The organism is Planctellipticum variicoloris (genome assembly GCF_030622045.1).
In the GTDB taxonomy this organism is placed as follows: domain Bacteria; phylum Planctomycetota; class Planctomycetia; order Planctomycetales; family Planctomycetaceae; genus Planctellipticum; species Planctellipticum variicoloris.
The window spans coordinates 4860431-4872442 of sequence record NZ_CP130886.1; the positions used below are offsets into that span (position 1 = coordinate 4860431).

The 12012-nt window shown below is 63.6% G+C and carries 10 protein-coding genes; 9 read left to right on the forward strand and 1 reads right to left on the reverse strand.

Annotated features, from left to right (window positions below; all coding sequences use genetic code 11):
- Positions 1-6: 6 nt before the first annotated feature.
- Positions 7-669 carry a site-specific integrase gene (locus SH412_RS18890; RefSeq protein ID WP_336519568.1) on the reverse strand — a complete coding sequence of 221 codons (663 nt, stop codon included), beginning with the start codon at positions 667-669 and terminating at the stop codon, positions 7-9.
- A gap of 134 nt (positions 670-803) precedes the next feature.
- Here SH412_RS18890 and SH412_RS18895 point away from each other — a divergent pair, with 134 nt between their 5' ends.
- The 9 genes from SH412_RS18895 (at position 804) to SH412_RS18935 (ending at position 11798) form a co-directional block, all read left to right on the forward strand.
- A complete protein-coding gene (locus SH412_RS18895; protein ID WP_336519569.1) occupies positions 804-3092 on the forward strand; it encodes an aryl-sulfate sulfotransferase in 2289 nt (762 codons plus the stop codon).
- 100 nt (positions 3093-3192) lie between these two features.
- Positions 3193-5328, forward strand: coding sequence for an alkaline phosphatase family protein (locus tag SH412_RS18900; protein WP_336519570.1), 2136 nt, complete (start codon positions 3193-3195; stop codon positions 5326-5328).
- Positions 5325-7373, forward strand: a complete 2049-nt coding sequence (locus tag SH412_RS18905; RefSeq protein ID WP_336519571.1) for an alkaline phosphatase family protein — start codon at positions 5325-5327, stop codon at positions 7371-7373. Before SH412_RS18900 ends, SH412_RS18905 begins: the two co-directional genes overlap by 4 nt.
- 18 nt (positions 7374-7391) lie before the next feature.
- Positions 7392-7577 carry a hypothetical protein gene (locus SH412_RS18910; protein ID WP_336519572.1) on the forward strand — a complete coding sequence of 62 codons (186 nt, stop codon included), beginning with the start codon at positions 7392-7394 and terminating at the stop codon, positions 7575-7577.
- 4 nt (positions 7578-7581) lie between these two features.
- A complete protein-coding gene (locus SH412_RS18915; RefSeq protein WP_336519573.1) occupies positions 7582-8418 on the forward strand; it encodes a hypothetical protein in 837 nt (278 codons plus the stop codon).
- A gap of 27 nt (positions 8419-8445) precedes the next feature.
- On the forward strand, positions 8446-9048 hold the full coding sequence (locus SH412_RS18920) for a sulfotransferase domain-containing protein (RefSeq protein WP_336519574.1): 603 nt from the start codon (positions 8446-8448) through the stop codon (positions 9046-9048).
- A gap of 750 nt (positions 9049-9798) precedes the next feature.
- Positions 9799-10176 (forward strand): low affinity iron permease family protein, encoded by a 378-nt coding sequence (locus SH412_RS18925; RefSeq protein ID WP_336524174.1) that lies wholly within the window; start codon positions 9799-9801, stop codon positions 10174-10176.
- A gap of 659 nt (positions 10177-10835) precedes the next feature.
- Complete coding sequence (locus SH412_RS18930; protein WP_336519575.1) at positions 10836-11552, forward strand: tetratricopeptide repeat protein; 717 nt, start codon at positions 10836-10838, stop codon at positions 11550-11552.
- A gap of 66 nt (positions 11553-11618) precedes the next feature.
- Complete coding sequence (locus tag SH412_RS18935) at positions 11619-11798, forward strand: hypothetical protein (protein WP_336519576.1); 180 nt, start codon at positions 11619-11621, stop codon at positions 11796-11798.
- The last annotated feature ends 214 nt before the right edge of the window (positions 11799-12012 follow it).

Consider the following 12012-nt stretch of genomic DNA (forward strand, 5'->3'; position numbering starts at 1 on the left):
GTCCGTCTACGGAACCGAAGGTTGCTGGTTCGAGCCCAGCGAGGTGTACTGACGCTCACGGCACTGAGCGGCAAGAATCGGCAAACGCTGGAACTCCAAGGGGTTCTGGCGTTTTTCGTTTTCTGACTTCCGCGGCTTTCCGCCCGTTTCCGACGCTTGCTGCAGCGCTTTTAGCAGCGCCTTTTCTCCCGCTGCTCGCTCGAAATGCTCGTCGGTGACCTGCAGGTCATGGGCCGCTGCGACCTGGACGCTGTTGCCCAGCCATTTCGAGACGACGTGCGTCGGGAACCGATTCGCCAGGTCGGTTTCGCACGACGCCCGCAGGTTGTGGAACGGACGGGTCCATGGCTCCAGGCCGGCCCGCAGGATCATTCGCAGCATGTGGGTTCTCGAGTTCTGGCAGCCGCGACGGTACTTCTCGACCACGAAGGCCGCCCCAGGCTGGGCCGGCTCGAAGGCTTCCGCCAATGACTCCCGGATCTCGGGAAACAGCGGGACGATCCGGAGCTCTTTGCCGGCGTGATGCTCCGTCTTCGGCGACCGGACCAGCATTTGGTTGCGTGCCCAGTCGATGTCCTCCCAACGCAGAGCCATCGTCTCCGACGGCGTCCGTCGTCCTGCGAAGCGAGCCAAAGCGATAATCACCCGCCACTCGGCGTCCGGCGCCATCGCCATCACGTCCCGGATGAACCCGAAAATCTTGTATCTTCTGTCGGTCCAGGTGCGAATCTGGCGCGCGCTGTCGGCCGCCAGCCCGTCTGGATCACAGTTCCTTTCGCAAACAGCCCCCCCGGAGCCTCACCATGAGTCGATGGAACAGAGTCGTGGTCTGTGCGGCAGTTGCGCTGCTGTCGGTCCACATCGGGCTGATTCCGCCAACGATTGCCCAGCCGCCGGCCGCGGGCGATTCCGGCCCGAAGCTCAAGGATGGCGTCTCGATCAACGCGCCAGCCGCCTCGCAGGGCTATACGCTCGTCGCCCCCATGAACTCAACCAGCACGTATCTGATCGACCTGGAAGGCCGGATCGTCAAGGAATGGAAGAGCGACTTCACGCCGGCGTTGAGTGCGTACCTGCTGGAAAATGGTCACCTGCTCCGTCCCGCCGCCGAGCGCGGATTCGGCGGCGGACCGGGGGCGGGCGGTCGGATTCAGGAGTTCGACTGGGACGGCGAACTGGTCTGGGATTACTCGTTCGGGGACAGCAAACAGCGACCCCATCACGACATCTGTCGCCTGCCCAACGGCAACGTCCTCGTCGTAGCGTCTGACCCGAAAACCGCGGAGGAGGCAGTGGCGGCGGGCCGGAGACCGGAGACGGTCCGTTCCCAGCTTCTGCCGGACTGCATTCTGGAAGTCAAACCGACCGGGAAGACTACCGGTGAAATCGTCTGGGAATGGCACGCCTGGGATCACCTGGTGCAGGACTTTGACAAGAAGAAGCCCGGCTTCGGCGACGTTTCCGAGCATCCGGAGCTGGTCGATCTCAACTTCAGCACGCAGATGATGGACCGGATGATGGCCGATCCCGAGCAGCTTGCGCGGCTGCGTTCGCTGGGCTATGTGGGGGGCGGCGGCCCGCCCGCTGGAGCGCCGCCGTCAGACGGCAAAGCCGGTTCCGAGCGTTCAAACAAGGACAATCCGCCTCCGGGCGGAGGTCAACCCGGCGATCGCTCCGAACCGCGAGGACCGCAGGGGCCGGGGCGTCCAGGTCCCGGCGGCCCCGGGCGCGGACCGATGGAAGGGGACTGGATGCACGTGAATTCGATCGCGTACAACGCGAAGCTCGATCAGATCATGATCAGCGTGCACGAATTCAGCGAAGTCTGGGTCATCGATCACAGTACCACTAAGGCGGAGGCGGCCTCGCACAAAGGGGGACGCAGCGGAAAAGGGGGAGACCTCCTCTACCGCTGGGGGAATCCGCGCGTCTATCGCAGCGGATCCAACGCCGATCAGCGGCTGTTCGCCCAGCACTGCGCCCACTGGATCGGAGAGGGCCTGCCAGGCGCCGGACATATGCTCGTCTTCAACAATGGCATGGGACGACCGGATGGCGGCTACTCCTCGGTCGATGAGATCGAATTGCCGTTGAACGCGAACGGACAGTACGAAAAGGACGAGTTCGTTGCTTTCGGCCCGGAAAAGGCCGCCTGGTCGTTCTCGGACCCGAAAAATCCCCACTACTCATCGATGCTCATCTCCGGCGCCCAGAGACTCCCGAACGGGAATACGCTGGTCTGCTCGGGAAATAACGCCCTCCTGTTCGAGGTCACGCCGGACTATGAAGTCGTCTGGCAGTTCAAATACCCCGGAGGCGGTTTCGGCGGCCCGGGAGGCCCCGGTTTCCCCAGACCGGGTGAACTGGTGCCCGAGTTTCTGGCCCGCATGCTGGGGGTCTCCGAGCTCCAGAAAGAGTCTCTTCAGAAACTGCAGAAGGAGGTCGACGCCGATCTGGGGACGTTGTTGACCGACGAACAGCGAAAGAAACTGGAGCCGCCTAAAGGCTTTCCGTTTGGCGGTCCCCCTGGCATGCGCGGTCCGCTGCCGGGCGGGTTCGGTCCGCCGGGTGGAGGGCCAGGCGGACCACGAGGCTTCCGCCCGCCGAAGGTCGGCGATGTGATTCCGGAGATGCTCCTTCCCGAGCTGAAGCTCACCGAGGCTCAGGCAGACGAATTGAAGAAACTTCAGGACCGCGTCAGGGAGCAACTCGACACAATCTGGACCGACGAGCAGAAAACGCGACTGACCGAAATGGAGAACATGTTCGCCCGCGGCCCCGGCTTCGGCCCGCCACCCGGATTCGGCCCGCCGGGCGGGTTCGGTCCGCCAGGCGGGCCCAACGATGGCGGGCGTCTTGGTGACCGTCGCGGACCCGGAGGCCCCGGCGGTCGTGGTCCGGGTGGCCCAGGCGGTCCGGGAGGTCCGGGCGGCATTTTCCGCAGCTATCGTTACGGACCTGACTATCCCGGACTCGTCGACAAGGATCTGAAGCCGGGCAAGAAGCTGGAGGAAGTCGCGGCGGCCGCACAGCGTCCGGCAGGCCCGGCGATCGGTCCCGATCGCGGCCCCGGTTCTGTTCCGCAGAACTGACGCGACGGCAGGGCGAATCCCTTTAGACCGATCGTGACGCCCGCCGGGGTCGGCGGGGCCGTTTGCCAGTTTCAGAATGCCATTCACGCTGGAGCGATTCATGGAGATGTGGAGTCCTACTCAGTGGCTGGCGCCGTCTGACGGACTCCTTGCTTACATCGGTCCGGGCGCCGGCTTTGCCGTGGCGGGATCGTTTCTGACCGTCTTCCTGGCAATTGTCTCCGCGCTGCTGATGATCCTGCTCTGGCCCGCCCGCAAGTTGATCCGCATGCTGTTCCAGAAACGTCCGCCGGGACAGCGACGTTTCCGGCGGGTTGTCATTCTCGGGCTGGACGGCCTCGATCATGGTTTGACGCAAAAACTGCTCGACGAAGGCAAACTCCCCAACCTTGCGGCGCTGCAGCAGAGCGGCAGCTTCGAATCGCTGGCCAGTACGCTGCCGCCGATCTCCCCGGTCGCCTGGTCCACATTTCAGACCGGGGTCAACCCCGGCAAACACAACATCTTTGACTTCCTGACGCCGGACGAGCGAACGTATCAGCCCAAGTTGAGTTCGGTCGAGATTCGCGAAGGGAGCCGGTCCGTCGGATTCGGTCCGTTCCGGCTGAAGCTCCGCGCTCCCGACGTCCGCATGCTCCGCAAGAGCCGGCCGTTCTGGGGCATCCTCAGCGACTACGGCATCTTCAACTGCATCATTCGCGTGCCGATCACCTTTCCGCCGGAGAAACTCCACGGCGTTCAGCTCTCGGCGATGTGCGTGCCGGATCTGCGCGGCACGCAGGGGACGTTTTCGCAATACGCGTCGCGTGCCCGCGAGGACGGCGTCAAGACCGGCGGCGAAGTGCATCATATCCGCGTCGACGGCAATCGCGTCGATGGCGAACTGCTGGGTCCGCCCCATCCAACGCAGGCCGACCGGGGACCGCTGAAACTGCCGTTCACGGTCCGGATCGACGGAGTCGAGACGGCCACGCTGACGATCGGCGGCTCGAAGTACCGGCTGCAGCGCGGCGAATACACCGACTGGATCCCGGTTCGCTTCCGGGCCGGGTGGGGCGCCTCGATCTGCGGGGTCTGCCGGTTCATGCTGCTCAGTACGGCGCCCCAGTTCGATTTGTATGTCACGCCGATCAATATCGACCCGGAAAACCCGGCGATGGCGATCGGCTATCCTGCTGTTTATCCCATCTATCTCGCGAAGCGGCAGGGACCGTATGCAACTCTGGGACTCGCCGAAGACACCTGGGGGCTCAGCGAGGAAGTGCTCGAAGACGAACACTTTCTTCGTCAATGCACCGATATCGACCGCGAACGGGAAGAGATGTTCTTCGACGGTCTCGACAAGGTGTCCAGCGGGCTGTGCGTCTGCGTGTTCGACGGCACCGATCGCATGCAGCACATGTTCTGGCGGTACCACGACGAAGCTCATCCGGCCCGTCCCCTTCACGTTCCGGAGAAGTTCCAGAACGCGATCGAGGACCTTTACGTGCGGATGGATCACCTCGTCGGCCGGACAATGCAGCGCTGTAACGACGACGGGACGTTGCTGATGGTCCTGTCCGACCACGGCTTCAACACGTTCCGCCGGGGCGTCGACCTCAATCGCTGGCTGGAGGAGAACGGGTACCTCGTGGTCAATGACGCAGAGCGGGGGAAGGACTACCTCGCCGGCGTCGACTGGCCCCGGACGCGCGCCTTCGCGATTGGCCTGACAGGCATTTTTGTAAATCTGCGCGGGAAGTTCGAACAGGGGATCGTTGAGCCGGGCGACGACGCCCAGGCGCTCCGAGACGAAATCGCCAGCCGCCTCGGACAGCTCGTCGATCCGCAAACGGACTCCCCCGCCATCAAGCGGGTCTATCAGGCCGTCAAAGCCTATCGCGGACCGTACAAGGAAAACGCGCCGGATCTGATTGTCGGCTACGCCAGCGGCTATCGCGTTTCGTGGGACGCCGCCGTCGGCCGGACCAGCCGGCACGTCTTTCACGACAATACGAAGGCCTGGAGCGGCGATCATTGCGTCGATCCCTCCGTGGTGCCGGGCGTGCTGTTCTGCAATCACGAAATCACCTCGGCGACGCCGCGGCTGCTTGATCTGGCTCCCACGGTCCTTGAACTCTTTGGCTGCCCGATCCCCGAATACATGGACGGCAAGCCGATCGCCGTCGGCGAAAAACGACCGGCATCGGACGCAACGGAATCGCCATCGACCGCCAAGGAGGTGCAAGTGGCATGACTGAGCCCGCATCCTCCCCCCGAGTCAATCGCCGGGCGGCCCTGAAGGGGGCTGCCGCCGTGGCCGGCGCCGGGACGCTCGCCGCCGCGTCGTACTGGATCGGCAGCGTCAATCGGGTCTCGCGCAGCCTCGGAAAGAAGGTGATCGTCATCGGCATCGACGGCATGGACCCCCGTCTCTGCCGCAGCATGATGGCGGCCGGGCAATTGCCGAACATGACGAAGATGGCGGCCGCTGGCGGTTTCAGCAGCCTGGGGACCAGCATTCCGCCGCAAAGCCCCGTCGCCTGGGCGAACTTTATCAACGGCGCCGGGCCCGGGTCGCACGGCATTTTCGACTTCATTCACCGGCATCCGCACGAGCAGTGCGCCCCGTTCTTCTCGGCCGCCGAGACGCTGCCCGGCGAAGGCTTCCTCGAACTGGGCGAGCACCAGCTTCAGCTCGATTTCTGGCCGTTCAATCACCATCCGCCGGAGACCGTGCTGCGCCGGCAGGGCGTGCCCTTCTGGGACTACCTCGACGCACAAAAAATTACGTCTGTGTTTTACGATCTGCCGTCGAACTATCCCCCCAGCCCCTCGCAGTATGGCCATCATCGCTGCATCAGCGGCATGGGAACCCCGGACATGCTGGGAACCTACGGAACCTATCAGTACTTCAGCGAAGATTCGCCCAGCGCCGGGTTGGATGAAGGGGGCGGGCGGCGCTCGCGACTCAAATTTGAAGGCGATTCCGCGCGGGCGAGCCTCGTCGGCCCCGACAACAGCCTGTTGAAGAATCCGACGCCGATCACTGTCGACTTCGAAGTCCATCGCGATCGCGCCTCGAACGCGGCGCTGCTGGAGGTTCAGGGCCAGAAGATCGTGCTGAAGCCGGGCCAGTGGAGTCGCTGGACCCGCCTGGACTTCGCCCTGTCGACGCCCTTCCCGATCCCTACCCAGCACGCTGGCGGCATCTGCCGGTTCCTGCTGCAGGAAGTCGCCCCCAACTTCCGGCTTTATGTCACGCCGATCAACGTCGACCCCTCGCACCCCGCCGTTCCCGTGTCGGAACCGGCCAGCTTCATCGAAGACGTCTCCCGCGATCTGGGACTGTTCTACACGACCGGATTCCAGGAGGACCACAAAGCCCGGTCCAACGGCGTGTTCAACGACGACGAGTTCCGCCGCCAGGCGACGCTGGTGCTGGAAGAGCGGCTCAATCTCTTCGACTACGCCGTTCAAAATTACGAAGACGGCCTCCTGTTCTTCTACTTCTCCAGCAGCGACCTGCAGTCGCATATGTTCTGGTGGAATCCCGAGGAGAACCCGAAGCATCCGTCCCGTTCGACCCCGGAAGCGCTCAGCCGCTACCAGTATGTCAAGGATCTCTATCGGCGGCTCGACGGCATCATCGGCGATATCCACGACCGCTACGGCGGCAAGGCGACCGTGTTCGTCATGAGCGATCACGGGTTCGCCAACTTCGGCAGGCAGTTCAACGTGAATTCCTGGCTGCGCGACTTCGGCTACCTGAACCCCCGCGAATGCACCTCAATTCTGACCGACGTCGACTGGTCGCGCACGCGCGCCTACGGACTGGGAATCAACGGCCTGTATTTGAATCTGAAGGGCCGGGAACGGGACGGCGTCGTCGAACCGGGCGAAGAGCAGGAGCGATTGACGAAGCAACTGATCGCCCGGCTGCGGGCGGTCCGCGACTTCAACGGAGAGAAGGTGATCCGCAATGTCTATCGCGCGAGCGAAATCTACTCGGGCAACGCGACCGCGCTGGCGCCCGATCTGATCATCGGTTATGCGCGCGGCTACCGGGCGTCGTGGGAAACGTGCCTCGGCGAACTGACCCCCGACGTGCTGCTCGACAACACCGCGGCCTGGAGCGCCGACCACTGCGCCGACGCGCTGGAAGTCCCCGGCATCCTCTGCTGCAATAAGCCGCTGGCCTCCTCGGACCCGTCGCTGGTGGACATCGCGCCGTCGATCTTGAACGAGTTCGGCCTGCCAACCCCTGCCACGATGACCGGTCGCAGCCTGTTTCAGACTTGAACCCCGAAGGGAACGCGCATGACGAAGGTGGGAATTGATTCGAATCTGTACGAGCGGGCCAGACAGGCGGCGACCAAAGCCGGCTACAGCAGCGTCGACGAACTGATCGCCACGGCGATCGAGAACGAACTCAAGCGACTCGGCGAGGAAGACGCCGAGCGGCAAGTCGCCGATCAACTGCGCGGTCTGGGCTACATCGAGTAAAGTCATGCTTACGCAACTGGTCGTCTGGCTGAATGCGCTCGCCGGCGGCATCGCAGGCGTCGCACTCGCACCGGTAGCCTGGCTGCCGGGTTGGCTGTCGGCCACCGCGATTGCCGTCGCGACCGGGATCGCGATGCTCTACGTCTTCAAGCACACTTCGAACCAGAGCGCGATACAGCGCACGCGCAATCGCATCCGCGCGAACCTGCTGGCGCTGTCGCTGTTTAAAGACGACCTGCGCGTGGGACTGCGCTGCCAGGGGGAACTGCTCGCCGGGGCCGTCCGACTCCTGACACTTTCCTTCGTGCCAATGCTCGTCATGCTGGCGCCGATGTGCCTGCTGCTGGGGCAGCTCTCGCTGTGGTACCAGGCCCGTCCGCTGGCCGTCGGCGAAGAGGCCGTGGTCACGCTGCACCTGGCGAACCGCGACGAACAGCCGATTCCCGAAGTCCGTCTGCAGGAGGCTCCCGGCATCGCACTGGGTGCCGGCCCGGTCCGCGTCCCCGGCAAGCACCTGATCTGCTGGAATATCGTCGCACAAGAACCAGGAATCCATCATCTGACCTTTGGGGTCGGCGAACAGACCGTCACGAAGCAACTTGCCGTCGGCGACGGTTTCCTGCCGACGAGCCTGAAACGCCCCGGCTGGAACCTGACGGAAGTCCTGCTCCATCCCCACGAGACCCCCTTCCCCGCCGAGTCGCCGGTACAGTCGATCGAGGTCGATTTTCCCGAGCGGTTGTCCTGGACGTCGGGCAGCCGTTCGTGGCTGGCCTACTGGTTTCTGGTCTCGATGGCGGCGGGATTTGCAGCTCGGCCGCTGTTGAACGTCAAGATCTGATCGAATGCTGGAACGCGAGACCGACCCATGTCGCTGGACTCCGAAATCATCATCGTTTCCGGGCTGCCCCGTTCGGGGACGTCACTGATGATGCAGATGCTGCATCGCGGCGGCCTCCCCGTCGTCACTGACGAAATCCGCACCGCCGACACCGACAACCCGCGCGGCTATTTTGAGTTCGAACGGGTGAAACAAACGAAGGTCGATCCCTCGTGGCTCCCCGCTGCGCGGGGCAAGGTCGTGAAGATGGTCTCTTCGCTGCTGTACGACCTTCCGTCGACGGAGCAGTATCGAATCGTCTTCATGGAACGGGAACTGGACGAAGTGCTGGAGTCGCAGGAGAAGATGCTGCGGCGGCTCAATCGTCCCGCGGCGCCGGCGGACTCGATGCGGAAATCGTTCAACATCCATCTGGAACGCCTCACCCGCTGGCTACCCCAGCAACGTCACATGCAGGTCCTCAGCGTCAGCTACAATCGTGTGCTGAGCGATACAGAGACGGAGGTCCGTCGCGTCGCCGAGTTTCTCGACGGCCGCCCGTCAACCGAGCAGATGCTGCAGGCGATCGACCCGGCCCTGTACCGGAATCGCAGCACGAACGAGAGTCTCACGGGCAAGACTGAAAACTGATTCAACCGCCAGCCGTTTCGGGACCGTCCGTTGAGAAAGCGGCGCTGCGGTCTTTTCGGCTCGGTGAGCGCCGTCCGTTCTGCGAAGGCGCCCCGACCGCAGTCAGTCGTGCATTTTCCGATGGCAATCGCTCTCCCCGCGATTCGAGACCTCAATCGGCTGGAGAGGCTTGAATCCGGCTGCTGACAATTGTGGCCGGAACCCCAGCACTCACTTCTTGATCAGTTCGGAGGGAGCGATGGTGAGCCGCCGAGCGACCATAGCGGTCGATGCGGCCCCTCTCACGAGTCGCCCGAGACCGGACCAGGACGGCGAAGAGCCGAGCCGATTCCGCCGGTTGAAATTGCAGCGGCTTACGGAGGGGCGCGACCTGGCAGGGCTTAAAATGTGCGGCATGTATCCGCAAGCTTTGGACGCGGTTAGCAGACGCACGGTTTCATGGATGTCGATTTCTTCCGATCGTCTGCAGCCGCAGTGCGTCTCTCTGCCCCGAATCGGGATTGCCGATTTCCTGATCCGCGCGAATCGCAATGGGGACAACGAATCCTGCCGTCGGCCGATATTGATCTCGGCCACACCGAAGACCGTACCCGGTTCCGGCCAGCGCTCGATATCTCACACATTGTCGGCGATCGGCCGCGGGCGACATCGGGCACGGAGCATTCGAATCTTCGAGTTTCCCGCTTCGCAATCGAATGACTGCAGGAAGCCGTTGAGAAGGAGGACTTCCTGGAGAACTGGTTTTCCCGCATTGCCAAACGAGCATCGCAGGTTGCAGGATCACCGCTGGCGTTCGCCTGTGCGGCCGGAGTCATCGTCCTCTGGCTCGCAACGGAACCGTTCCTGGGTTTCAGCGATACCTGGCAACTGATCATCAACACCAGCACGACGATCGTGACGTTTCTGATGGTCTTCGTGATCCAGACTTCGCAGAACCAGGATACGATCGCGATCCAGTTAAAACTGGACGAGTTGATCTGCATTCACAAGCATGCCAGCAATTCGTTCATTGATCTGGAGGAGCTCGGCGAAGCCGAACTGTCCAAGATCCGCAAGCGGTACGAGGCGCTGGCAGACGATGCTCGCAATCGCGGCGAAGGCGCCGACTCAGCCTTCCCCCCCGGATGACAGGACGGCGAAGTCAGACTGTCGGTCGCCGCGAAGTCGGCTTGTTGCGGAATCCCGATCACGACACTTTCCGACTCAGATCTCCAACGCCAGCGGCACGCCATGAGTGTCAGCAGCAGCCCGCTCGCCGAAGTCCTCGCCGCCCGTGGATCTCATGCCTGTCTGCAGCGAAATGGTCGTGAATTCTCCGAGCTGCTCGTAGCGCAGTGGTATCAGGCGGAGATTTCCGCTGATCGGTCGTCCGACAATCAGGCGTCGCGGGGCGGGTACGGAAAGAAAATTCGTGAGATTGGGTTGAAATCCCGGGAGGGCGGGCCTAAACTCTCGCTGACATTGAGACTCAATCTCAATCTCGTTTTGCCAGCCAGGTGAATTGCCACTGCGGCGACCCCCGCCAGCGCGACCTGCGAGTGTGACCAACGCTCGCCTCTGAATGTGTTTCGCGCGGCGCGCTGGCGGTTGTGTACTGCGACCGCCCGTTCCCCGCCATTGAGCCGGTCGTGCCATGGAGGACACGATCCCCCGGCGGCATGACCCGCCTGCCGGGAAGCGGGCAAGAGGCCCGACCCAATGAGCCCGCGCCGGCGCCACAGTCTGTCCGCAGTGGCGTCGGCGGGGGGTTCCTGTGACCCGAAAACTCACTTGAAGGAGTCCTGGTCGTGTCCCAGACGGAATCGACAACGGCTGAAGTTTCTGCGTGGCAACGTGCCTGCCGGAGCTATGCGGAGGGGCATCTTGGCGTGGCGCATCGAACGTTGCACCGGCATCTCTCGCTCAACGGAGACTGCGGGCGCGGCTGGGAGTTGCTGGGGCTGGTCTATCATGCCTGGAGACAGTGGGGGCAGGCCCGCGCCGCGCTGGAGGAGGCTTCGGTGCGCGTGCCGTTGAGTTCCGTGGCGGAGTGCGCTCTCGCCGACTGCTATCTGGCCGAGGGCCCCACGGAGTGGGCCCGCAGCCTGTACCACCAGGTGCTGCGGCGCGACTCGGCGACGCTGCCGGCGTTGCTCGGAACGGCGGCGGGGCTTGACGTGCTGGATGAACCCGACCTGGCGGTCATTGCGTGCCGACGGGCCATTGAATTCGAACCCGAAGCGGCGCAGCCGTATTTCGATCTGTCGTATTACCTCGGGCGCTGCGGAGCGCCGGTTTCGCGCATCGAAGCGTCCGCGCGACACGCGATCCAACTGGCGCCCGACAACATCACGTATCGGATCGGCCTGGCGGGTTTCCTGCATACGCAGGGACGCTCCGCCGACGGGGCGCTGCTGATCGGCGGACTGACGCACGAACATGTGCAAGGGATGCAATGCCAATGCTGCCTGGCGCGGTTGATCGGCGTTTTCGAAGCGGTGAGCGACGACGAGCGGGCATGCTGATGCCGGCAGCGTCAGGAAGTGCTGCTGCTGAGTCGAGAGGGCCACTCGTGCTGAAGGCGGCGCTTCATGATCCTGCTGGCGATCCATCTGTTCTGGTTCAGCATCAGTTTTGCGGGGGTGATTGCGGCGGACCTGCTGCTGCGGGCCGTTCGCCAGATCCTGCGAGCGCAGACCGCTCCGCCTGGAGAACGACGCCGGTCGGGGTTTTCCGAACTGCGTCGTCCGGCTCGCGACCTGCCCCGATGAACCAGAGAGACGCGGGCCGCGGGCCGGGCGAGAGTTCCGCCATTGCATGGCAGGTCGGCGACGTCATTCGCCGCCTGCGAGGAGTCCTGCCAGCGCGGTGAAGTCCGCGACGAACATTCCAAACGCCTGAAATTGAGACTGCCAGCCGTCCGCCAGCACGCCGATTCGATGACCGATTCTTCCATCCCTGCCGCTTTCCCGCGAGAAAGGAGAC